The sequence below is a fragment of the uncultured Microbacterium sp. genome (genome assembly GCF_963521695.1).
GTDB lineage: Bacteria > Actinomycetota > Actinomycetes > Actinomycetales > Microbacteriaceae > Microbacterium.
In genome coordinates, this window is the sequence record NZ_CAUQWC010000024.1 from 1 (window position 1) to 21810 (window position 21810).

Below are 21810 nucleotides of genomic sequence, written 5' to 3' on the forward strand. Positions count from 1 at the left end.
CGCCTGCAGTGTGGTGATGCGCTTGTCGCGGTCGGCGGTGTAGGTGGCCGCGGCCTGCTTGGCCACCAGCACCGAGTCGCTGAGCGAGCGGTGCAGTTCTTCGGCGATCGAACCGAAGTGGTCGCGGGCGGTGCGCTGGACGACGCGCAGACGGTCCTTCAGCTGCTTGCCCACCTGGAAGACGGTGTCTTCGATGTGTCGACGCAACAGGTTCTTCGCCTCGTTCTGCCGACGCAGCAGTCGCGAGGACATGTCCTCGCGGAAGGCGCGGCGACCGACCAGGACGCCGGCGAGCAGCGACAGCGGGTTGATGAGCGAAAGGCCGACGATGCTGGTGGCGAGCCCCACCATCAGCACGCCGCCGTAGGAACCGCGCACGCCGATGTAGATCTTCTCGGCGGCGCCCATCTTGCCGTCGTCGAGGTGCTGCAGCTCCTCGACCGGGTCGAGCAGGCCGTCGGTGCCGGCGACGTCGATCAGGGGGATCGAGCCCTCGCCCATGCGGAACTCGTCGGCCACCTGCTCGGCCAACCACTGAGACCGCTCGTTGGTCCAGACGAACGTTTCGGAGACCGCGGCATTCACCCGCTGGTCGACCCACTCGGCGATCTGGTCCCAGATGGGGCCCGGGTCGCCCTCGTCGATGGCGGTCTCACCCTCGCGCTGCACCTTGCGGAGGCGGTCGCGCAGGTCGTGCTCGGTGTCGGAGATCAGGTCGGCGATACCGTCGGAGAGCGTGACCTGCCAGCGGGACGTGCGGCTGCGGAAATCGTCGGCCTTGGCCTTGGCATCCTCGAGTCGCGCGATCATGCCCGGTGTGTCCTCGGGGTGCAGCAGGGCGTTGAGCTCGGTCTTCACCGCCAGCGAGAGCTGGTCCGACACGGTCAGCAGGTCGTGCACGGCGGCACGGCGGTTCAGGTCCTCCGCCTTGCCCAGCACGTCGCGGCGCAGATGCGCCACGAGCTCGGGGAAGCCGGACTCGTCGTTCAGTTCACGGTCCTGCTGCTCGGCGGCCAGCAACCGCAGGTCGCTCGAGACGGCGAAGACGGGGACGTCGTCGATGTCGACGCCCAGCTCGTTCAGGTGCTTCTCGTCGACGCGCTGGATCTCGCGCCACTCGGGGTAGAGATCGGTCTTCGACAGCACCGCCGCGACGTTCGGGGAGATGCGCATCGCGTGGCGCAGGAACTGGATCTCGGGCTCGGTGTACTCCTGCGACGCGTCGGAGACCAACAGCACGGCGTGCGCGGTCGTGAGAGCGGCCAGGGTGGCGAGGGAGCGGGTCGATTCGAGCCCGCCGACACCGGGCGAGTCGACGATGCGCAGACCGCCTTTGAGGATCTCGCGCGGCAGCAGCACTTCGGCGCCCACCACGTCGCCGTCCTGCTCGTCATCGGCGCGGGAGGTGACGTAATCGGAGAGACGCTCGAAGGGGATGTCGACGCGGCGGACCTCGTGCGACTCCCCGCTCTCGCGTCTGACGAGAACGGTCGCGGAGGGCTCTTCGGCGTAGCCCACGGAGGTCGGCACGCTGGTGGCGATGTCGTCGTCGACGGCGCAGGCGGGGGCGTTGATGAGGGCGTTGACCAGCTTGCTCTTGCCCTGCTTGAACTGCCCGACGATCACCACGCGCACGTGCGGGTCCTGCAGCCGGGCACGCGTGCTCGTCAGCTTCTCGACCAGGTCCTCGCGCCCGAGGACTCCGGAGTACTTACGCGCCCGTTCGACGAGGGCGGCCAGTTCGGCTGCCGGCGCCGGGCTCTTCCTCCCGTCCTCGGCGGCACCGTTCGGTGCGGGAGACGTGGTGGGGTGGGCCGGTGCGGACACGCGGGGAACCTCTCGGTCGGGCCGACGCCTCTTCGACGTCGAAGGATCTGGGAACGACGATAGCCCCGGGCGGGAGAACCCGCCCAGGGCTACCGTTCAGACGCTTCCGTGGGTACGGATGGCGACTCAGGCGTCGAGATCGGCGTCGGGAAGCTGCACGTCCACGACCTCGGAGTTGCCGGAGCCCCAGATGACGTCGGCGTTGATCGTCCAGTCCTGCGACTCGGTCGAGCTGAAGTCGTCGTTGAACGAGTCGGTCAGGTCGACGTTGACGGACTCGTCGTTGTACGAGTTGTCGATCGACCAGTCCTGCGAGTTGTCGGTGAGCTCGACCGAGATGTCGGTCGTGTTGCCCACGTTGTCCCACGTGGTGATCTCGGTGGTGTTGCCGATGTTGATGTCGCCCTCGGCGTCGAAGTTGGTCGACGCGTCCAGCGAGCGCGAGATCGAGACGTCGCCACCGGCGGCCACGGCACCCTCACCCGAGGCGGTCACGGCGCTGTTGCTGAAGTCCTGGGTGATTCCGCCACCGAGGACGTTCTGGTTCACCGACTGGTCGACGATGGTCGACTGGCTGTAGATCGAGGCGTTGCCGCCGCCACCCGCACCGCTCCAGCCGGAGAAGCCCGTGTTGTACTCGCGCACACCCGCGTTGGTGGAGTTGTCCTCCACCGAGTTGTCGGTGTTGTACGAGTCGACCGCGATCTCGTACGAGTTGCCCGAGTTGTTCGTCGAGTTGTCGGTGTTGCCCGAGTTGTCCCACGAGTTGTCGAGGTTGTTGGAGTCGACGTTGCCCGAGTCCACGAACGACCAGTCCTGCGTCGACTCGTCGGTCGAGGAGTTGTCGACGTTGCCGACGGTGTTGAGGTCGACGGCCAGGTTCTGGCTGTTGTTCGTGTTGGTCGTGCTGTTGCTGTTGCCGACGTTCGACCAGTCCGCGTTGCCGGAGTCGTTCACGTCACCGATGTTCCACACCATGATGTTGGTTCCTTACTTTGCGAAGAGGCTCAGGCCAGGGGCAGGTTGAGGTCGGCGGTGTTGAAGCTGTCCACGACCGCGGTGATGTCGACGTCGATCGCGGTGTCGCTCTCGAACACCTCGGAGGTGTTGAACGAGCCGTCGGCCGAGTAGTTCTCCGAGAAGTCGTTGAACGAGTCGGTGACGTCGATGACGGTGGAGCTGTCGGTGTACGAGTAGTCCAGGTTGTACTCGTTCATCGAGTCCGTGATCGTGGTGATCGTGGTCTCGTTGCCGATGTTGATGTCTCCACCGGCGCTGAAGTTGCTGGACTCGTCGACCGAGTAGTCCCAGTCGACGTTGCCGCCGGCCGCGATCGAGCCCTCACCCGAAGCGGTGACCGAGGAGTTGTCGAACGACTGGTCGACACCGCCGTCGACCGCGAGGTTCTGGTTGACCGACTGGTCGACGATCGTGGAGCTGCTCCAGATCTCGGTGTGGCCGCCGCCACCCGCCGCACCGGAGTCCGCAGCCGACGCGCCGCCCCACGCGCCGAAGCCCGTGTTGTACTCGCGGACACCCGCGTTGACGGAGTTGTCGGTGTGCGAGTTGTCGGTGTTGTACGAGCCGTCGGCCCACTCGAGGCTGTTGCCCGAGTCGTTCGTGGAGTTGTCGGTGTTCAGCGAGTCGGTCCACTCGTTGGACTCGTTGTACGAGCCCTCGTTGAACGAGCCGTCGAGGTCGACGGTGGTCTCGCTGGCGTCGGTGGTCGAGTTGTCGGTGTTGAACGAGTCCGTCGCGCTGAGGTCGGCGTTCTCCGAGTTGTCTTCGTTGACGACGCTCGTGTCGTTGAGCGAGTCCGCGATGGCCGTGTTGAGCGAGTTGTTGATGTCGCCGGTGGTAGGCATTTCTTCCATCCCATTCTCGGGCCGCGGCCCGCAGTACTGTTCGTTCTTCGAGAGTAAGAACGGCCCGCATTTCCGGCATCGGGGGCCTCCCCGGTATCGGGTAGGGGGGACCCCGGGGTTTCTGGGGAGGGGGAGGGGGACCGCGGGGATATCCGCCGCTCGGGCCCGGTGGCTTCGACGAGCGCAGCCACCTCAGACCCCGAGTTCGCGACGGGCCCTACCCCACGGGTAAAGGCCCCGACGCTGAAGGATCCTGAGCTCGTCGAAGGGTCCGACCCTACGGAGGAGCACAGGCCCCGCCGAAAAACCCGAGCCCGTCGACGTGCCCCACCCCATGCATAAGACCCCGCCGCCGAAGGACCCTGAGCCCGTCGACGTGCCCCACCCCCACGGGTAGAGGCCCTGCCGCCGCAGGACCCTGAGCCCGTCGAAGGGTCCGCACCCCGCGGCCCTGCCCGGCCCCGTGGATCGGCGCGCCTAGGCTGGTTCGGTGGACACCGCCGAGCTCACCGCCCTGCTGACCCCCGAGGGCCTCCGCCTGCTCGACGGCATCGGCCCCCTCGCCTCGACCGACGACGCGGCGTGCGCCGTCTCGCGGCTCAGGGCGGCCGGTCACTCCCCCGACCTGGTCGCCGCCGTCGTGGGGCAGGCCCGCCTCCGGGTGCGGGCGGCGGCGAAGTTCGGCCCGTTCGCCGACCGGATGCTGTTCACCCGCGCGGGGCTCGAACAGGCGACGCGCCTGTCGATCGCCGCCCGTCATGCGGGGCGGTTCCGCGACGCCGGGATGACGAGCGTCGCCGACCTGGGCTGCGGAATCGGCGGCGACGCGCTCGGCCTGGCCGGTCTCGGCATCCGGGTCCACGCCGTCGACGCCGATGAGGTGACGGCCGCGATCGCCGCGTACAACCTCGCCCCCTTCGGCGAGGCCGCGAGCGTTACTCACGCACGCGCAGAAAACGTCGACCTGTCGGGGACGGATGCCGTGTGGCTCGACCCCGCCCGACGTACCGCCGGCCACACGGAGACGCGACAGGTGGCGTCAGCGGAGTGGTCGCCGTCGCTCGAATGGGTCTTCGACGTGCTGCGCCGTACTCCGGGCGGCGTGAAGCTCGGCCCGGGCTTCGACCGCGCGCATATCCCCGACGACGTCGAAGCGCAGTGGATCAGCGCCGACGGCTCCACGATCGAATTGGTGCTGTGGGCGGGCGCCCTCTCTCGCGAACGGGTGCGGCGGGCGGCGCTCGTGGTGCGCGGCGGTGACGCCTGGGAGCTCACCGCCCCCGCCGACAGCCCCGACGTCGATGCGCGCGACCTCGGCGCGTTCGTGCACGAGCCGGACGGGGCGGTGATCCGCGCTCGGCTCATCGGCGAGGTCGCCCGCGCCCTCGACGCGGGGATGGTGTCGGACGGGATCGCCTATCTGACCTCGGATGCGGCGCTCACCAGCCCGTTCGTCTCGACGTTCCGCGTGCGCGAGCAGCTGCCGGTGGACACGAAGAAGCTCGCGCAAGCCTTGCGCGCACGGGGCATCGGCACGCTGGAGATCAAGAAACGCGGCGTCAACATCGACCCCGCCCTCCTGCGCAAGAAACTCTCGCTGCGCGGAGACGAGTCGGCGACGCTCATCGTGACCCGCGTGGGGTCCAAGCGCCTCGCCGTGCTCGCCGATCGCGTGTGAGAGAACGGCTCACCCCGCCACCGCCGCACGCCGCAGAGCCCGGCGACGCACGCGGCGGAGCCCAGCGACGCACGCCGCGGAGCCCGGCGACGCACTGCCACGACCCCGCTCAGACGACGGCGAGCTGCGAGAAGCCCCAGACGAGCCAGCCGACACTGAAGACGAGCGAGAGCACGGCGAGGCACAACGCCCACACGGCGGACCGACGACTGTCGTGCGGCCGCCGGAGCGACAGCGTCGCGAAGATGACGCCGGTCACCCCCAGCGGCAGGAGCCACCCCGTGAACAGGGATCCCAGCAGCGCGAGGGTCGCCAGCGCGAGCGCCCACGGCGCCAGGGACGGTGGTGCGGGCGGTACCGGGGGCACGTAGGGGATGAGGTGATCGCCGAACGCGGCCATCTCGAGCTGGGCCGTCGGCAGGCGTTCGGGGTCGTCGTCGAACAGCGGGTCCGACGAGGCGGACACCGCCGCCCCGGATGCCGCGGTGGCCGGCACCGCCGTGCTTCCGCCCGGGGCCGCGACCGTACGGGTGGTCGATGCAGCCCCCGGCTCCGCCGGAGCGGAGTCCTCGGCCCTCGCACCCACAGCCGTGTCGCCACCGGGTGCCGTGGTGTCTTTGCGCGCGCGCCGCGTCGGCGGCGGCACCTCGGTCACGATGCCGCTCCGGCGCGCGGCGACGACTCGGCGCGGAGGATCGGGGGCTCGGCATCCGGATCCTCGGCGACCTGGATCTCGGTCACCGGCAGGGTCGAGTCGGCGCCGAACGCGAGAGTCGAGGGGCGCCGACCCGAGGCGATGAGCCTGGCTGCGAGCGCGGCGATCATCGCACCGTTGTCGGTGCACAGGCGAAGGGGTGGGATGCGCACGGCGACACCGGCGGCGCCCGCACGCTCGAGGGCGACGTCGCGCAGACGTTTGTTGGCGATGACGCCTCCGCCGAGGAGCAGACGGGGAACACCGTGGCGCGCGCACGCGTCGAGGGCCTTGGTGACGAGCACGTCGACGACGGCCTCACGGAAGGAGGCCGCGACATCGGCCACCGGCACGGGCTGGCCCGCGGCCTCGTGCTGCTCGACCCAGCGCGCGACGGCCGTCTTCAGCCCCGAGAACGAGAAATCGTAGCGATGGGATGCCATGTCGGAGGCCCGCGACAGTCCGCGGGGGAAGCGGATCGCGGTGGGATCGCCGGTCGCCGCCGCGCTATCGATCTCGGGTCCACCGGGGTACGGCAGCCCGAGAAGCCGCGCGACCTTGTCGAAGGCTTCTCCGGCGGCATCGTCCATCGTCTCGCCGAGCAGTTCGACATCGCTCGTGAGATCGCGCACCAGCAGCAACGAGGTGTGTCCACCGCTGACCAGCAGAGCGACCGTGGGGTACTCGAGCTCGCCGGCGTCGGCGTCGAGGATGTCGGCCGCGATGTGCCCGACGAGATGGTTCACGGCGTAGAGCGGCTTGCCGAGCGCGACGGCCAACCCCTTCGCCGCCCCGACACCGACCATCAGGGCGCCGGCGAGCCCGGGTCCGCTGGTGACGGCGACGGCGTCGAGGTCTCCAAGGGACACCCCCGCCTCGGCGAGGGCGGCGTCGATGGAGGGCTGCAGGGCCTCGAGGTGCGCGCGGGCGGCGACCTCGGGAACCACACCGCCGTACCGGGCGTGTTCGTCCATGCTCGACGCGATGGTGTTGCTGAGCAGCTGCCGGCCGCGGACGATGCCGATGCCGGTCTCGTCGCAGCTGGTCTCGATGCCGAGCACGAGGGGCGCGTTCATCAGCACCACCCCTTTCCGGAGGTGGAGGGTGTCGCAGATTCGGGCGAGTGCACCGTATTCGGATCTGCCGATGCTTCTGATCCGATTCCGTCGGATCGGTCCGACTCGGCGGCGCTGGGGGCCGCCGCATCCGCGCTCTCGGCACGTCGCGCGGCCCAGCCGCGCAGGTCGAGCTGCATGACGATCGCGTCGACGTCGTCGGGCTGGTAGTAGCGGGGGCGGCGGCCGACCTCGGCGAAACCGTCCGACAGGTACAGCTTCTGTGCGACCGGGTTGTCGTCGCGCACCTCGAGGAACACGTCATGCACCCCGCGGCGCACGGCCTCGTCGAGCAGAGCCCGGAGCAGCGCGCGGCCTCGTCCCCGCCCCCGCGCGGCCTCGGAGATGGTGATGGTCTGGACGTCGGCATCCCGAGCCCCGCGCACCGCGCGGAGCCCCGCGTAGCCCACGAGTCGACCGGCCTCTTCGACGACGACGTACCAGCCGTGCGGCGAGGCGAGCTCCTCGCGCATCATGGCCGCGCTCCACGCGTCGGTCGGGAACGAGGCGTTCTCGAGCGCCATGATCGCGTCGAGGTCGGAGACCGTGGCGGTGCGCGTGGCCATCAGCTGACCCGCTTCGGCGCGTGCGCGGCCACCACGTCGGGGCTGCGCAGGTACAGCGGTTCCCCGTCGGCGAGGGTGCGGCCGGCGTCGAGGGCGCGCGCGGCGACGAGCGCAATCATCGCGGCCGAGACCCTCGTGGTCTCGATCCGCACGGCTCCGAGATCGGCCAGCCGTTCGTCGACGTCGTCACGGGGGCTGAGCGCGGCATCCGCGATGCGCACGGGGAGTCCGTCGTCGTCGATCCCGTCGTACACGCTGTAGGCGAACTCGCGGCGTCGGGCGTCGGTGACGACGGCGAAGCGGGGGGTGTCGGTTCCGGTTAAGGCATCGGCCAGCAGCACGCCGAGCGCGACGGCGTCGTGGCTGGGCACGGGGACCACCGGAACGCCGCGTCCGAGCGCGTAGACCCGCGCGGTGGCGATGCCGACGCGCAGCCCGGTGAACGGCCCCGGTCCCATGCCGATCGCGACGTGCGTCGGCGCGGGGACGACCGCCGTCGCCCGCCGCAGCAAGTCGCCGATCACCTCCGCGTGGCCCAGGGGGTTCGCGCTCTGCTCGTCGGCGAGCACCTCCCCGTCGCGGGCGATCGCCGCGACGGCGGTGCCGAGCGAGGTGTCGATGCCGATGATCACGGTTCCAGGGTATCCGGCCCCTCCGACACCGCTCCGTGGCGGCATCCGTTCGCGCCGTCCGCTCCGAAGAAGAACCATGGATGCCACCGAACTCGGCCTCCGCCGCGTGGTCGTCCCCACCGGCGTAGGGCCCATCGTCGTCCACGCGGGTCGCGGCTCGGGCAGTCCGGTCGCGACGGTCCTGCTCCACGGGGCGGCGGGGTCCTGGACGACGTGGATGCCGATGCTCTCGGCATCCGCGGGCCGTGTGTCCGATGTGATCGCGGTCGATCTTCCGGGCTGGGGCGACACGCCCGGCCCCGTTCCCGACCCGGCGGAGCTCGCCGTCGCGATCGCGGCCGTCGCGCGCGCCCTCGGCTACCCGCGATGGCGGGTGGTCGGACACTCGCTCGGCGGAGTCATCGCACTCGACATCGCCGCCCGCTTCCCCCGCGAGACCGTCGCCGTCGGCGTCGTGTCGCCGAGCGGAGCGGGCGCTCGGGCCGTCACCCGCCGTCCGCTCCCGGGTGCCGTGCGCCTCCCCTGGCTGGCCGGCATGGTGGCGGCGATGCGGGTGCTGCGCGCGATCGGACCGGTCGCCGGTCCGTTGCTACGGGGGCTGCGGCGCACCGGGCTGCTCCGCGTCCTCGCACGACCGCTGTTCCGGCATCCCGACCGCGTGAGCCGCTCCCTGACCGACGCCCTCGCCTCGGAGATCCGCCCGGCGGCGTTCCTCGCGGCCGCGAGGATCTCGCGCACCCACGACGACGGCGTCTGGCGCCGCATCGTGTGCCCCGTGCGGTCGGTGCGCGGCAGCCACGACGTCTTCGTCGCCGCGAGCGACCCTCGCGCGTGGAGGCGGATGCTGCACGACTACGACGACATCGTGCTCGACGAGAGCGGGCACTTCGCGCACGTGGAGCAGCCTGTCGAGACGCTGCGGGCACTCCGAGACGTCTGGGCGGTCGACCGTGCGCCGGGGCGATCCACCCGGGCGAAGCCGCAGTCGGCGGGGACCGGAACGCGCTGATCGTTGCGTCGGCAGGTCAGGGCCGACGCGAGATCGTCACCTTCCGTGGCGCATCGACGTCGAGTTCGACGGTGTGCACGGCGATCTCTCCGCACGCATTGTCGACGCCGCGGCCGCCGAGGTGCCGGTCGATCTCGATCTCCCACCACGAGTCCGACAGATACTCGGCGACGCCTCGCCCCCACTCCACGATCACGGCCGAATGCGCCACGTCGATGTCGAGGTCGTCGAGCTCGACCGCCGCTCCCAGCCGGTAGGCGTCGACGTGCACCAGCGGGGTGCCGCCCACCAGCGAGGGGTGCGTGCGGGCGATGACGAAAGTGGGGCTTTGAACAGGACCGCGGATGCCGAGTCCCTCGCCGATCCCGCGCGTCAGGGTCGTCTTGCCGGCGCCGAGAGGCCCGGTGAGCACGACGACGTCACCGGGCGCCAGAGCGCGGCCGATCGCGCGGCCCAGTTCGTGCATGTCGGCGGGCTCTGCGATCTCGCGCGTGCCCAGCAGCTCGTCGGGAATGCTCACGCCTCGACCTCCCGCCGGGGGACGCGAGCGCCCACGCGGGTGACGATCTCGTAGTCGATGGTGTCGGCGGCATCCGCCCAGTCACGCGCCGACGGCGCCCCCAGGGTCGGATCGCCGAAGAGAACGACCTCGTCGCCCAGCGCCACCGGGTGATCGCCGACGTCCACGACGAACTGGTCCATCGCGATGCGACCGGCGACCGTGAAGCGGCGACCGCCGATCGACACCGGTCCGCGTCCCGACGCCTGGCGGGGAACGCCGTCGGCGTAGCCCAGCGGTACGAGCACGAGGGTCGTGTCGCGCTCGGTGCGGTAGTCGTAGCCGTACGACACCCCGGTGCCGGCGGGAACGCGCCGCACCGCTGCCACGGCTCCACGCAGCGTCATGGCCGGACGCAGGCCCAGGTCGGCGGCCGTGCGGTCGGCCAGGGGCGAGACGCCGTACAGACCGATACCGATGCGCACGCACCCCAGCCGCGCTTCGGGGAGGGTGACCGCCGCGTTCGTCGCCGCGATGTGCCGCAGCGGCGGGTTCAGTCCCGCGGCTGCGGCGAGCGCCACGCCCTCTTCGAAGCGGGCGAGCGCCGCGCGATCGTCGTCGAGGCTGGTGTTGGACAGGTGCGAGAACACCCCGATCACCCGCACGCGCCCGATGCGTTCGAGTCGCGCCGCCTCCGAGAACACGGTCCGCCACTGGTCGGGGGCGATGCCGTTGCGCGAGAGTCCCGTCTCGATCTTGAGGTGGACGCTCACCGGTCGTCCGCCCGCGAACGCCTCTCCGGCGCGCTGCAGCTGGTCGAGATCCGAGATGCCGAGTTCGATGTCGTGTCGTGCGGCCTCGGTGAACGACGCCCCCGGTGCGTGCAGCCACGAGAACAGAGGGGCGCGCAGGCCCGCTCGCCGCAGCGCCAGCGCCTCGTCGATGTCGGAGACGCCGATGCGCGTCGCGCCGCCCTCGAGCGCGGCGAGGGCGGTGCGGAGGGCACCGTGACCGTAGCCGTCGGCCTTCACCACCGCGATGATCTGCGAGCCCGTCAGCGTGCGCAGGTGCCGCACGTTCTCGGTGATCGCCTCGACGTCGATGAGCGCTTCGCGCAGCACTCCCCGCGGAAGTCTCATGCGGTGTCCTCTCGGGCGGTGTGGGGGGCGGATGCCGAGGGCTCCGCCGCCGTGTCGGGTACGGCGGATGCCGCGTTCTCCCGCATCGGCGCCGGTACACCGGACGCTGCCTCGGCGATGACGTACGCCGTCGCGAGTCCCGCGTCGTGCGACATCGACAGGTGCAGGGCGGTGATCCCCCGACCGGCGACGGTGGCGGCGGTCTCTCCGGTCAGCGCGAAGATGGGGCGCCCCGACGGTTCGGAGGCGACCTCGATGTCGGTCCAGTGCACCCCGTCCGATCCGCCGAGCGCTTTGATCAGCGCCTCTTTCGCGGCGTACCGCGCGGCGAGCGAGCGGGGCTTGAGCACGCGCTCGGCGGGGGCGAACAGCCGCGGAAGAAGTCGTGGGGTCCGCGCCAGGGTCGCGGCGAACCGCGGCACGTCGACCACGTCGACGCCGATTCCGACGATCATGCGCCCTCCCCTCGTGGCATCCTCTCCATTCTGCCGGTGCCCGCCGACATCGGGCCGCCGCTCCTGCCGCCCGACGCAGGCTGCGGGGCCTTGAGCCACCGCCCGAGCACAACGCGGGACAATTGCCCGTCATCCGTCGTGAAGGCGCCCCGCCGAGCTCCCTCGTGCGAAGAATCCCGCGTCGTGTCGCCCCGGCCGGGATCCCCGCCCCACGCTCGCGGGCTGAGCACCCGGGACCCGCCCCAGCTCCAGGCCGCCTCCCCCAGCGCCGAGCCCCACGCACCCGCTCCCCGGAAACGACGAAGGGGCCGGATGCCACGGCATCCGGCCCCGAAGACGACGGCTTATTCCACCGTCACCGACTTCGCCAGGTTGCGCGGCTGGTCGACATCGAGGCCCTTGGCCTCGGCGAGGCCCATCGCGAAGATGTGCAGCGGCACGACGGCCAGCAGCGGCTCGAACAGAGGGGCGGCGAGAGGGATGCGCAGCACCTCGTCGGCGGCGGGGAGCACGGCGACGTCACCCTCTTCGGCGATCGCGATCACGCGGGCACCGCGCGCGCGGATCTCCTCGATGTTCGAGACGACCTTCTTGTGCATCTCGCCCGAGCCACGCGGCGACGGCACCACGACGAACACGGGCTGGCCCGGCTCGATGAGGGCGATGGGGCCGTGCTTGAGCTCGCCTGCGGCGAAGCCCTCGGCGTGGATGTACGCCAGTTCTTTTAGCTTGAGCGCCCCCTCGAGCGCGATCGGGTATCCGACGTTGCGGCCGAGGAAGAGGACCGAGCGCGTGTCGGCCATCCAGTGGGCGAGCTGTTCGATGCGCGACTGCTCGCTCTCGAGCACGCGGGCGATCTTGCCGGGTACAGCCTCGAGCTCGGCGACGGCCTCGACGGCTGTGACGGGGTCGACGGCGCCGCGGATGCGGCCCACGTGCAGCGCGAGCAGGTAGAGCGCGGTGATCTGCGCGACGAAGGCCTTCGTGGAGGCCACGGCGACTTCGGGACCGGCGTGGGTGTAGACGATGGCGTCCGACTCGCGCGGAATGGTCGCGCCCTGCGTGTTGCAGATCGACAGCGTCTTGGCCCCGCGCGAACGGGCGTACTTCACCGCCATGAGGGTGTCCATGGTCTCGCCCGACTGGCTGATCGAGACGACCAGCGTGCGGTCGGAGAGCACCGGGTCGCGGTAGCGGAACTCGTGGGCGAGCTCGACGTCGACGGGCACGCGGGTCCACGTCTCGAGCGCGTACTTGCCAACCATGCCGGCGTAAGCGGCGGTGCCGCACGCGATGATGAGGATGCGGTCGATGTCGGCGAGGAAGTCGTCGAGCCCCTCGAGCTCGGGGATCTCGACCCGACCCTCGTGGATCCGGCCGCGCAGGGTGTTGGCGACGGCTTCGGGCTCTTCCGAGACCTCCTTCGCCATGAACGACGACCAGCCGCCCTTCTCGGCGGCCGACGCGTCCCACGTGACCTCGAACGCCTCGACCTCGACCGGTGCGCCCGAGAAATCGGTCACCTCGACACCCTCGGGGGTGATGGCCACGATCTCGTCCTGCCCGATCGCGAGGGCGTTGCGGGTGTGCTCGACGAAGGCGGCGACGTCGGAGCCGAGGAAGTTCTCGCCCTCGCCGAGGCCGATGACCAGCGGAGAATTGCGGCGCGCGCCCACGACGAGACCCGGGTGGTCCTGGTGCATGGCGAGGAGCGTGTAGGCGCCCTCGAGGCGCGAGACGACCGCTCGGAACGCCTGCACCAGATCTTTGGTGCGGGCGTACTCGCGGCCGATCATGACGGCGGCGACCTCGGTGTCGGTCTCGCTGCGGAACGCGAAGCCCTCGCCGACCATCTCGCTCTTGAGCTCGGCGAAGTTCTCGATGATGCCGTTGTGGATGACGGCGAGCTTGTCGTCGTCGGCGAGGTGCGGGTGCGCATTGGCATCCGTCGGTCCGCCGTGCGTCGCCCAGCGCGTGTGGCCGATGCCGGTGGTGCCGTTCGGCATGGGCGAGGCAATGAGGTCGTCACGGAGCACCGCGAGCTTTCCCGCGCGCTTGCGCATGTCGAGGGTGCCCTCGCCGTCGATCACGGCGATGCCCGCGGAGTCGTAGCCCCGGTATTCCAGCCGAGACAGTCCGGCGAGAAGGATGTCCTGGCTCTGCCGAGGACCCACGTAACCGATGATTCCGCACATGAGCCCCCATCCTACGGGGCGATGCCGAGCACCCCCTGCGACCGCGTCCGAGGCCGCGCACGCCCGGAGGGAGGTGGCCCTAGAGCTTTCGCAGCAGCACCGACTCGACCGTGTGGTCGGCGCCCTTCTGCAGCACGAGCCCCGCACGGTGGCGCGTGGGCAGGACGTTCTCTTCGAGGTTGGGGAGGTTGATCTCGCGCCAGTAGCCGAGGGCGCGTTCCACGGCCTCCTCGTCGCTGATGTCGGCGAACACGCGGAAGAACGACGTGGGGTTCGTGAAGGCGTTGTCGCGCAGGGCGAGGAACCGCTCGACGTACCACTTCTCGATGTGGGCGGCGTCGGCGTCGACGTAGATCGAGAAGTCGAACAGGTCGCTCACGGCGACCTCGTTCGGCGAGGGCGGTGGCTGCAGCACATTCAGCCCCTCGACGATGACGACGTCGGGTCGGTGCACCGTGACGTGGGCGTCGGGCATGATGTCGTACCGCACGTGCGAGTAGAAGGGTGCACGCGCCTCTTCGGCGCCCGACTTCACCTCGCTGAGGAACTGCACCAGCGCCCGCCGGTCGTACGACTCGGGGAAACCCTTGCGGTCCATGAGCCCGCGGCGTTCGAGCTCGGCGTTCGGATACAGGAAGCCGTCCGTGGTGACCAGCTCCACCCGGGGGGTGTCGGGCCAGCGACTCATGAGCTCGCGCAGCAGGCGGGCGATGGTCGATTTGCCGACCGCCACGGAGCCTGCGACGCCGATGACGAACGGGGTCGTGGCATCCGGTTCGCCGAGGAACTCGCTCGTGTCGGCGCCGAGTCGGCGCGTGGCGCGTGCGTAGAGGCTCAGCAGCCGGCTGAGGGGCAGGTACACCTCGGCGACCTCGCGAGGGTCGAGGCGGTCGCCGATCCCGCGCAGCTGCACGATCTCGTTCTCGGTCAGCGGCTGCGGGAGTCCGCCGGCCAAGCGCGACCAGTCATCGCGGTCGATCTGACGGTAGGGGCTCAGCGACGGCGCGGGAGCGTCGGTCTCGGCAGCGGACACCCGCCCCATGCTACCGGCGCCCGCCCGTCGGCCTGCCGCGTGCGGCGCGTGCTCCATCTGCGTGATCATCTGCGTGATCGGTGTGGCTGTTGCGACCGGAAGTGACCCCAGGGGCGCCCCGGGCCACCGCTCTCCGACAGATGAGCCGCGCCACTACGCTCGGAGCGTGCGCCTGGGAGTCCTCGACATCGGTTCGAACACCGTCCACCTGCTCGTCGCCAACGCCCGCGCGGGGGGTCGGCCGACGGCCACCACCTCGCACCGCTCGGTGCTGCGCCTCATGCGCTACCTGCAGCCCGACGGCTCCATCTCGCCCGAGGGCGTGACGGGACTCGTGGATGCCGTGGCCGCGGCGTGCGCGCACGCGCGCGCCGAGGGGGTCGACGAACTCCTCGCAACCGCGACCTCGGCCGTGCGCGAGGCGACCAACGGCGAGGCGGTCATCGCGCAGATCGAGGACGTCCTCGGCCAACCGCTGCAGGTCCTCGGCGGCGAGACGGAAGCGCGTTTCACCTACCTGGCGGTGCGGCGGTGGTTCGGCTGGTCGGCGGGGCAGATCCTGCTGTTCGACATCGGCGGCGGCTCCCTCGAGATCGCCGGCGGCGGAGACGAACTGCCCGACCTGGCCGAATCGGTGCCGCTGGGTGCCGGACGCTCGACGGTGCAGTTCCTGCCGCACGACCCGCCCGGCGCCGACGAGATCGACGCGCTGCGCCAGCACGCGATGACCGTCCTCGCGCCGGTGGCCGCGCGCTTCGCCGCGCTCCCCCGGCCCGACCACGTGGTGGGGTCGTCGAAGGCGATCCGCTCGCTCGCCAAGCTCGCGGGCTACCCGGTGCCGGGATGGTCTGGCATCGATCGCATGGTGCTGCCCCGCCGGGAGTTGAAGGACTGGATCCCGCGACTGGCCCGCATCCCCGCCGAGGCGCGAGAAGCACTTCCCGGAATCACCGCCGACCGCACGTTCCAGATCGTCGCCGCGGCCGTGGTCGTGGAGCGGGCGATGAAAGCGCTCGACGTCGAGGAGCTCGAGGTCTCCCCCTGGGCACTGCGCGAGGGGGTCCTCCTGCGCTACATCGAGTCGCTGGAGTACTGACGGCGACGGCTCAGGGCCTTCGACGCACGGAGGTCCTCGAGCCCGTCGAAGACCCCTGAGCCCGTCGAAGGTCCCGGGCCCGTCGAAGGGACCTGACGCTACAGCGCGAGACGATCCCGGACGACGTCGGCCAGACGATCCGCGTGGGCGCGGGCGACCTCTTCACTCGCCGCCTCCACCATCACGCGCACGAGCTGCTCGGTGCCGGACGCGCGCAGCAGCACACGGCCGGAGTCGCCGAGGTCGGCGATGGAGGCGGTCACCGCCTCCTGCACGCCCTCGTCGGTCACGCCGTCGCGGTCGACGCCGCGAACGTTGACGAGCACCTGCGGGTACACCGTCATAAGGGATGCGAGCTCGGCGAGGGTCTTGCCCTGCCGGGCCATCTCGGCCACGATGTGCAGCCCCGTCAGCAGACCGTCGCCGGTGGTGGCGAACTCGCTCATGATGACGTGGCCCGACTGCTCCCCGCCCAGGGAGTAGCCCCCCTCGTTCATGGCCTCGAGCACGTAGCGGTCGCCGACGCCGGTCTGCAGAACGCGGATGCCGTGGTCGGCCATCGCGCGGTGCAGCCCGAGATTGCTCATGACCGTGGCGACGAGGGTGTCGTCGACGAGCGCGCCGCGGTCCTTCATCGCCACCGCGAGGATCGCCATGATCTGGTCGCCGTCGACCACGTTGCCCTGCGCGTCGACGGCGAGGCAGCGGTCGGCGTCGCCGTCGTGGGCGATGCCGACATCGGCTCCCAGACGAACGACGGCTTCGGCGAGCACGTCGAGGTGCGTCGAGCCCACGCCGTCGTTGATGTTGAGCCCGTCGGGCTCGGCGCCGATGACGGTGACGATCGCGCCCGCGTCTTTAAAGGTCTCGGGCGACACGCCGGCGGCGGCGCCGTGCGCGCAGTCCAGCACGACGTGGATGCCGTCGAGGCGGTGCGGCAGCGAGGCCAGCAGGTGAAGCACGTACCGGTCTTCGGCGTCGGCGAAGCGCCGGATGCGACCGACACCCGCGCCCGTGGGCTGCAGGCGATCCCACTCGAGGGCGAGTTCGATGCGCTGCTCGACGACGTCGGGAAGCTTCTTGCCGCCTCGGGCGAAGATCTTGATGCCGTTGTCGGGGGCGGGGTTGTGCGACGCCGATACCATCACACCGAAGTCGGCGTCATGGTCGGCGATGAGGAAGGCCAGGGCGGGCGTGGGGATGACCCCCGCGTCGAGCACGTCGACGCCCGACGACGCGAGTCCCGCAGAGACCGCCGCCGCGAGGAACTCCCCCGAGACGCGCGGATCGCGCGCGACGACGGCGGTGAGGCGGCGGCCTTCGGCCTTGCGCGCCTCCGCAGAACGGCCCTGGCCCAGGACGACAGCAGTCGCCTGGGCCAGGTGCAGCGCGAGTTCGGCGGTGAGGAGGCCGTTGGCCAGCCCCCGCACCCCGTCCGTGCCGAAAAGAGGCATCCGGATCGTCGAACTCAGCGCTTGGAGTACTGAGGCGCCTTGCGGGCCTTCTTGAGACCGGCCTTCTTGCGCTCCTTCACGCGAGCGTCGCGCGAGAGGAAGCCGGCCTTCTTCAGGGTGGGGCGGTTGTTCTCTTCGTCGATGCCGTTCAGCGAACGGGCGATGCCGAGACGCAGGGCGCCGGCCTGACCCGAGGGGCCTCCACCGGAGATGCGCGCGATCACGTCGTACGAGCCCGCGAGCTCGAGCACCGTGAACGGGTCGTTGATCAGCTGCTGGTGCAGCTTGTTCGGGAAGTAGTCCTCGATCGTGCGGCCGTTGACCGTGATCGTGCCCGAACCGGGGATGAGGCGCACGCGGGCGATGGCCTGCTTGCGACGGCCGACGGCTGCGCCGGGGACCGAGAGCACGGGGCGCGAGGCTTCGACGGTCGACTGCTCGGCCGGCGTTTCGGTGCTGTAGTTGCTGGGGTCGATGTTCGACACTGTTTCGTCCTTATCCGGCGGCGCTTACTGGGCGACCTGGTCGAAGGTGTAGGCCGTGGGCTGCTGGGCACCGTGGGGGTGCTCGGCGCCGCGGTACACCTTGAGCTTCTTGAGCTGCGCCGCGCCGAGGCTGTTCTTGGGCAGCATGCCGCGGATGGCCTTCTCGACCGCGCGGACGGGGTTCTTGTCGAGGAGTTCCTCGTACGTGACCGACTTGAGGCCGCCCGGGTAACCCGAGTGGCGGTAGGCCTTCTTCTTCTGGAGCTTCTGACCCGTGAGCGCCACCTTTTCGGCGTTGATCACGATGACGAAGTCGCCGGAGTCGATGTGGTTGGCGAAGGTCGCCTTGTGCTTGCCGCGGAGGAGGACCGCCGCGTGCGAGGCGAGACGGCCGAGGACGACGTCGGCGGCGTCGATAACGACCCACTCGCGCGTGACCTCAGCGGCCTTGGGGGTGAAAGTGCGCGTCACAGTAGTGCTGCTTTCTTGTTCGAACGGAGGAGTTCGTGAATCCCGCTCCGGTGGTCCGTTGCCTCGTCGATGACGACGCAACCAGGGCCGGTGGAGGGCTCACGTTCGGGCGACCGCTCGCAGAGAGGCGGGCACCAAAGAGCAAGACTACGGCATCCGGATGCCACGGCCAAATGCCGCCGCCGTCAGGCCAGGAGCGTGCCCGCGGCGACCAGAGCGAAACCGGACGCGTTGAAGACGACGTGCACGGCCACCGCCGGCCAGATGCGCCCCGTCCCGATCGTGAACGCTCCCGCGACGACGCCGAGCAGCGTCAGGGCCGCGAGGTCCGACGGCGAGCGCGGCGCCGTCAGTTCGTGCGCGGCGACGAAGAGAGCCGTCGACACCGCCACGGCGGCGATGCCCGCGGCGACGCCGCCGGCGCGGCGCCGGAGAACGGCGAAGGTGCTGACCAGCACGACCGCCCGGAAGAACGACTCCTCGATCGTCGGGGTCACCAGTGACCCGGCGATCGCGTCGAGGGCGAACGCGGGTGGAAGCCCGCCGTCGGTCGAGAACGTCGACGGCCACGGTGCGGCGTCGCCGCCGATGCCGGCGACGGCGCCCTGGACGAGTCGGAGCAGGATGCCGAAGACGACCCCGTACACGAGGTCGATGACCCGGAAGCGCAGCAGCCCCCGCGGGCGCGAGCGCGCGAAGGCCAGGGCGACGGGCACGGCCATCACCGTCCAGATGATCCCCTGCGCCCCGGCGGCGGCCGTTTCGACCGGGAACACCAGGGGCGCCGCGTGAGCTCCGACCGCGGCCACCCCGACCGCGCAGACGGCCCACCCGAGCATCTCGATGTCCCATCGGGCGATGCTCGATCCGCCCTCCCCCCACCGGCGACGTCGGCGGCGCCCCCGGTGACGAGCGGCGGGAGCGTCGAGCGAGGACATGCGGGTCAGGGTAGGACGCCGAAAGGCCCTGGCGTGGCGTCGGACGGCGCGCGCACCGCAGGCTTCACCACCGTCTTCACCCGGTCGCTCACGGGCATGACCCGGCACGACGATGCCCCGCCGCCCTAAGGCGACGGGGCAAGACCCGTGCGAACGCGTCCACCGCGGATGCGGGCGAGAGTGCGAACGCGAGCGCGGCGGATCAGCGCTGGAGGAAGTCGATGACGACCCGGTTGAACTCGTCGGCGTGGCTGACGTTCACGCCGTGGGGCGCGCCGGTGACAACGTGCAGTTCGCTCCCGGCGATGGCCTCGTGCGTGCGCTTGCCCGAGCCCTCGAAGGGGACGGTCGCGTCGCTGTCGCCGTGGATGACGAGGGTGGGGACGGTGACGTTCGGCAGGTCGTCGCGGAAATCGGTGGTGGCGAACGCCTCCATCGACTTCAGCGCAGCGTGATGGTCGGCCTGGTTCGCGAGGCGCTCGGCCTCGGCACGGTCGGCCTCGGAGACGGCGAGGGTGCCGTCGACCGAGAAGAAGTCGGTCGTGAACTGGTGATAGAAAGCCTTCTCGTCGTCCTTGAGGCCCTGCTTCATGCCGTCGGCGGTCTCATCGTCGAGCGGACCCTCGGGGTTGTCGTCCGTCTGGGCCAGGTAGGGGGGCACGGCGGAGGCGAAGACGACGCTGTGGATGCGGTCGGCACCGTGACGCGTGATGTAGCGGGCCACTTCGCCGCCGCCCATCGAGAAGCCCACGAGGGTGACGTCGCGCAGGTCGAGGGTCTCGATCACGGCCTGCAGGTCGTCGGAGAAGGTGTCGTAGTCGTATCCGGTGCGGGGCTTGTCGCTGCGACCGAATCCCCGGCGGTCGTAGCTGACGACGCGGTACCCGGCCGCCTCGATCGCGGGGACCTGGTGGGCCCAGGACTCGCCCGAGAGGGGCCAGCCGTGGATGAGGACGATCGGTCGGCCGGTGCCGCCGGTGTCGTCGACGTGAAGGTCGATGTCGGTCAGAAGTCCGTGGTGTGCGGTGATCTCGCTCATGGCCGCAATGCTTCGGCTCGCACCTGAACACGGGCCCCTGCTTGACGAAGATGTTTCGGATTGGTAACGCCCCGCCTTTCGCACAGGGCGAGCGCGGATGCAACGGCTCGGGGCCACCTGCTCGGCGTCGTTAGCCTTCCGGCATGGCTCCGACTCGCATCCCCGGTACCGCCCTGCTCATCGTCGCCGGCGCGCTGGCTCTCAGCGCCTGCGCCCCCGCATCGGGGGGCGACCCCGTCCCCGCAACATCGGGCGCGCCCGGGAGCGGGGCATCCGGTGCGACCTCCGTCGACGACGACGGCAGGACCGCTGTGACCGCGATCACCACCGCCGAGTCGAGCGCGGGCGGTCGCGCGTTCGAGCTGGAACGCGGCGACGACGACACCTGGGAGGTGCACGTCGCCGTGGGCGAGCGCGAGGTCGAGGTGCGCGTGGCGTCCGAGGGGACAAGCGTGCAGTCCTCGCGGGACGACGACGACATCGACGCCGAGGAACGTGCCGCACTGGACGCGGCCGTGACGACGCTCGCCGACGCGGTGCGGATCGCCGCGACGCAGAACCCGGGCGACGAACGCCTCGACGAGGTCCAGCTCGACGACGACGGGGGTGCGTGGGTCTGGAAGGTGGAGATGCGCGACGGAGCGACGGTGCGCATCTCGGCATCCGACGGGGCGGTCCTGTAAGGCAGAGGCGCCACGGGGACGCAACCCCTCCGGTCCGACCGGACCGCGACACCCCCGCCTCACTACACTCGCGCCATGCGCCACGCCTGCGACTCCGTCGGTCATAGTCCGCGCGCCCGGGTGACCCCGGGCGCCGCCTCCCCCCGAGCGGGGGCGATCCACCGATGAACGACCTCGCCCTCAACATCGTGCTCGTCATCGTGTTCGTGCTCATCGGCGGCGTGTTCGCCGCGACCGAGATGGCACTGGTGACCCTTCGCGAGAGCCAGGTGAACGCCCTCGCCGCCCGGGGCAAACGGGGGCAGAAGGTCGCTGATCTCGCGCGCAACCCCAATACCTTCCTGTCGGCGGTGCAGATCGGCGTGACGGTGGCGGGGTTCGCCTCGGCCGCGTACGGGGCGTCATCCATCGCGCCCTCGGTCACTCCGCTGTTCGAGAACCTCGGTCTGGAGCCGGGCATGGCGGCGACGGTGTCGACGATCGCCCTCACCCTCGTGATCGCCTACCTGTCGCTCGTGCTGGGCGAACTCGTACCCAAGCGCCTGGCCATCCAGCGCAACGCGGCCTTCGCGTACACGGTCGCCCCGGTGCTGAACGGGTTCGCGAAGCTCATGCGGCCGGTGATCTGGTTGCTGTCGCTCTCGACCAACGTGCTCGTGCGCCTGCTCGGCGGAGACCCGAACAAGACCGGCGAGGAGCTCACCGAGGAGGAGCTCCGCGACATCGTGTCCAGTCACGAGGGGCTTCCGGCCGATGAGCGTCGCATCCTCGACGACGTGCTGTCGCTGCGCGACCGCCACGTGAGCGAGGTCATGCGTCCGCGGCCCGAGGTGGTGACCCTGGATGCCGGAGGCACCATCGCCGAGGCCCGCGAGACGGTGCGGGATCTGCCGTATTCGCGTTACCCGGTCGCGGAGCAGTCCATCGACGATGTCGT

22 protein-coding genes are annotated in these 21810 nt (G+C 70.6%); 5 read left to right on the plus strand and 17 right to left on the minus strand.

Features of this window, described 5'->3' with window-relative positions; translation table 11 throughout:
• The 3 genes from RWP81_RS03205 to RWP81_RS03215 form a co-directional block, all read right to left on the minus strand.
• On the minus strand, positions 1-1827 hold a 1827-nt coding region (locus tag RWP81_RS03205), incomplete at its 3' end, for a dynamin family protein (RefSeq protein ID WP_314452204.1).
• A gap of 126 nt (positions 1828-1953) precedes the next feature.
• A complete protein-coding gene (locus RWP81_RS03210; RefSeq protein ID WP_314452206.1) occupies positions 1954-2805 on the minus strand; it encodes a hypothetical protein in 852 nt (283 codons plus the stop codon).
• A 29-nt stretch (positions 2806-2834) separates the two neighbouring features.
• The gene (locus RWP81_RS03215; RefSeq protein WP_314452207.1) at positions 2835-3692 is read right to left on the minus strand and encodes a hypothetical protein; all 858 of its coding nucleotides are present in this window, start codon (positions 3690-3692) and stop codon (positions 2835-2837) included.
• Between the two features lie 490 nt (positions 3693-4182).
• Between RWP81_RS03215 and RWP81_RS03220 the strand changes: the two genes are divergently transcribed.
• Entirely contained in the window at positions 4183-5370 is a 1188-nt protein-coding gene (locus RWP81_RS03220) for a THUMP-like domain-containing protein (protein WP_314452209.1), read from the plus strand.
• 109 nt (positions 5371-5479) lie between these two features.
• On the opposite strand, the gene RWP81_RS03225 is transcribed toward RWP81_RS03220, so the two are convergent.
• Genes RWP81_RS03225 through tsaB form a run of 4 tightly spaced genes read right to left on the minus strand, consistent with a single transcriptional unit; the run spans position 5480 to position 8377 of the window.
• The gene (locus tag RWP81_RS03225) at positions 5480-6025 is read right to left on the minus strand and encodes a hypothetical protein (RefSeq protein ID WP_314452211.1); all 546 of its coding nucleotides are present in this window, start codon (positions 6023-6025) and stop codon (positions 5480-5482) included.
• On the minus strand, positions 6022-7140 hold the full coding sequence (tsaD, locus tag RWP81_RS03230) for a tRNA (adenosine(37)-N6)-threonylcarbamoyltransferase complex transferase subunit TsaD (protein ID WP_314452212.1): 1119 nt from the start codon (positions 7138-7140) through the stop codon (positions 6022-6024). Before tsaD ends, RWP81_RS03225 begins: the two co-directional genes overlap by 4 nt.
• Entirely contained in the window at positions 7140-7745 is a 606-nt protein-coding gene (gene rimI, locus RWP81_RS03235; protein ID WP_314452213.1) for a ribosomal protein S18-alanine N-acetyltransferase, read from the minus strand. The genes tsaD and rimI overlap by 1 nt, the downstream gene beginning before the upstream one ends.
• Positions 7745-8377: a tRNA (adenosine(37)-N6)-threonylcarbamoyltransferase complex dimerization subunit type 1 TsaB gene (tsaB, locus tag RWP81_RS03240; protein WP_314452214.1), complete on the minus strand. Its 633-nt coding sequence runs from the start codon at positions 8375-8377 to the stop codon at positions 7745-7747. The genes rimI and tsaB overlap by 1 nt, the downstream gene beginning before the upstream one ends.
• A gap of 76 nt (positions 8378-8453) precedes the next feature.
• Between tsaB and RWP81_RS03245 the strand changes: the two genes are divergently transcribed.
• Positions 8454-9386: an alpha/beta hydrolase gene (locus RWP81_RS03245; RefSeq protein ID WP_314452216.1), complete on the plus strand. Its 933-nt coding sequence runs from the start codon at positions 8454-8456 to the stop codon at positions 9384-9386.
• Positions 9387-9402: 16 nt separating this feature from the next.
• On the opposite strand, the gene tsaE is transcribed toward RWP81_RS03245, so the two are convergent.
• The 5 genes from tsaE to coaA form a co-directional block, all read right to left on the minus strand.
• Positions 9403-9906 carry a tRNA (adenosine(37)-N6)-threonylcarbamoyltransferase complex ATPase subunit type 1 TsaE gene (tsaE, locus tag RWP81_RS03250; RefSeq protein WP_314452218.1) on the minus strand — a complete coding sequence of 168 codons (504 nt, stop codon included), beginning with the start codon at positions 9904-9906 and terminating at the stop codon, positions 9403-9405.
• The gene (alr, locus tag RWP81_RS03255) at positions 9903-11024 is read right to left on the minus strand and encodes an alanine racemase (protein WP_314452220.1); all 1122 of its coding nucleotides are present in this window, start codon (positions 11022-11024) and stop codon (positions 9903-9905) included. Before alr ends, tsaE begins: the two co-directional genes overlap by 4 nt.
• Positions 11021-11479: a holo-ACP synthase gene (locus RWP81_RS03260; RefSeq protein ID WP_399540542.1), complete on the minus strand. Its 459-nt coding sequence runs from the start codon at positions 11477-11479 to the stop codon at positions 11021-11023. The genes alr and RWP81_RS03260 overlap by 4 nt, the downstream gene beginning before the upstream one ends.
• Positions 11480-11823: 344 nt before the next feature.
• Entirely contained in the window at positions 11824-13674 is a 1851-nt protein-coding gene (gene glmS, locus RWP81_RS03265) for a glutamine--fructose-6-phosphate transaminase (isomerizing) (RefSeq protein ID WP_314452221.1), read from the minus strand.
• Positions 13675-13753: 79 nt separating this feature from the next.
• On the minus strand, positions 13754-14716 hold the full coding sequence (coaA, locus tag RWP81_RS03270) for a type I pantothenate kinase (RefSeq protein ID WP_055959144.1): 963 nt from the start codon (positions 14714-14716) through the stop codon (positions 13754-13756).
• 157 nt (positions 14717-14873) lie between these two features.
• On the opposite strand from coaA, the gene RWP81_RS03275 reads away from it, so the two are divergent.
• Positions 14874-15803, plus strand: coding sequence for a Ppx/GppA family phosphatase (locus RWP81_RS03275; protein ID WP_314452222.1), 930 nt, complete (start codon positions 14874-14876; stop codon positions 15801-15803).
• Between the two features lie 98 nt (positions 15804-15901).
• Here RWP81_RS03275 and glmM read toward each other — a convergent pair whose 3' ends face one another.
• The 5 genes from glmM to RWP81_RS03300 form a co-directional block, all read right to left on the minus strand.
• Positions 15902-17257 (minus strand): phosphoglucosamine mutase, encoded by a 1356-nt coding sequence (gene glmM / locus RWP81_RS03280; RefSeq protein WP_314452224.1) that lies wholly within the window; start codon positions 17255-17257, stop codon positions 15902-15904.
• A 14-nt stretch (positions 17258-17271) separates the two neighbouring features.
• Complete coding sequence (rpsI, locus tag RWP81_RS03285; protein ID WP_314452236.1) at positions 17272-17733, minus strand: 30S ribosomal protein S9; 462 nt, start codon at positions 17731-17733, stop codon at positions 17272-17274.
• A 33-nt stretch (positions 17734-17766) separates the two neighbouring features.
• Positions 17767-18213: a 50S ribosomal protein L13 gene (rplM, locus tag RWP81_RS03290; protein WP_055959156.1), complete on the minus strand. Its 447-nt coding sequence runs from the start codon at positions 18211-18213 to the stop codon at positions 17767-17769.
• Between the two features lie 185 nt (positions 18214-18398).
• A complete protein-coding gene (locus RWP81_RS03295; protein ID WP_314452226.1) occupies positions 18399-19151 on the minus strand; it encodes a CPBP family intramembrane glutamic endopeptidase in 753 nt (250 codons plus the stop codon).
• A gap of 202 nt (positions 19152-19353) precedes the next feature.
• Entirely contained in the window at positions 19354-20190 is an 837-nt protein-coding gene (locus RWP81_RS03300; protein ID WP_314452228.1) for an alpha/beta hydrolase, read from the minus strand.
• Between the two features lie 143 nt (positions 20191-20333).
• Between RWP81_RS03300 and RWP81_RS03305 the strand changes: the two genes are divergently transcribed.
• Both RWP81_RS03305 and RWP81_RS03310 read left to right on the plus strand, forming a co-directional pair.
• Positions 20334-20873 carry a PepSY domain-containing protein gene (locus RWP81_RS03305; protein ID WP_314452230.1) on the plus strand — a complete coding sequence of 180 codons (540 nt, stop codon included), beginning with the start codon at positions 20334-20336 and terminating at the stop codon, positions 20871-20873.
• Positions 20874-21037: 164 nt separating this feature from the next.
• Positions 21038-21810, plus strand: a 773-nt coding sequence (locus tag RWP81_RS03310; protein ID WP_314452232.1) for a CNNM domain-containing protein, incomplete at its 3' end; no start/stop codon positions are given.

Excerpts from the sequence above, each read along its gene's own strand:
- RWP81_RS03210 (WP_314452206.1), bottom strand. The coding sequence starts at position 2,805 with ATGGTGTGGAACATCGGTGACGTGAACGACTCCGGCAACGCGGACTGG.
- RWP81_RS03215 (WP_314452207.1), bottom strand. The coding sequence starts at position 3,692 with ATGCCTACCACCGGCGACATCAACAACTCGCTCAACACGGCCATCGCG.
- tsaD (WP_314452212.1), bottom strand. The coding sequence starts at position 7,140 with ATGAACGCGCCCCTCGTGCTCGGCATCGAGACCAGCTGCGACGAGACC.
- rimI (WP_314452213.1), bottom strand. The coding sequence starts at position 7,745 with ATGGCCACGCGCACCGCCACGGTCTCCGACCTCGACGCGATCATGGCG.
- RWP81_RS03245 (WP_314452216.1), top strand. The coding sequence starts at position 8,454 with ATGGATGCCACCGAACTCGGCCTCCGCCGCGTGGTCGTCCCCACCGGC.
- alr (WP_314452220.1), bottom strand. The coding sequence starts at position 11,024 with ATGAGACTTCCGCGGGGAGTGCTGCGCGAAGCGCTCATCGACGTCGAG.
- RWP81_RS03260 (WP_399540542.1), bottom strand. The coding sequence starts at position 11,479 with ATGATCGTCGGAATCGGCGTCGACGTGGTCGACGTGCCGCGGTTCGCC.
- glmS (WP_314452221.1), bottom strand. The coding sequence starts at position 13,674 with ATGTGCGGAATCATCGGTTACGTGGGTCCTCGGCAGAGCCAGGACATC.
- coaA (WP_055959144.1), bottom strand. The coding sequence starts at position 14,716 with ATGGGGCGGGTGTCCGCTGCCGAGACCGACGCTCCCGCGCCGTCGCTG.
- glmM (WP_314452224.1), bottom strand. The coding sequence starts at position 17,257 with ATGCCTCTTTTCGGCACGGACGGGGTGCGGGGGCTGGCCAACGGCCTC.
- RWP81_RS03295 (WP_314452226.1), bottom strand. The coding sequence starts at position 19,151 with ATGTCCTCGCTCGACGCTCCCGCCGCTCGTCACCGGGGGCGCCGCCGA.
- RWP81_RS03300 (WP_314452228.1), bottom strand. The coding sequence starts at position 20,190 with ATGAGCGAGATCACCGCACACCACGGACTTCTGACCGACATCGACCTT.
- RWP81_RS03305 (WP_314452230.1), top strand. The coding sequence starts at position 20,334 with ATGGCTCCGACTCGCATCCCCGGTACCGCCCTGCTCATCGTCGCCGGC.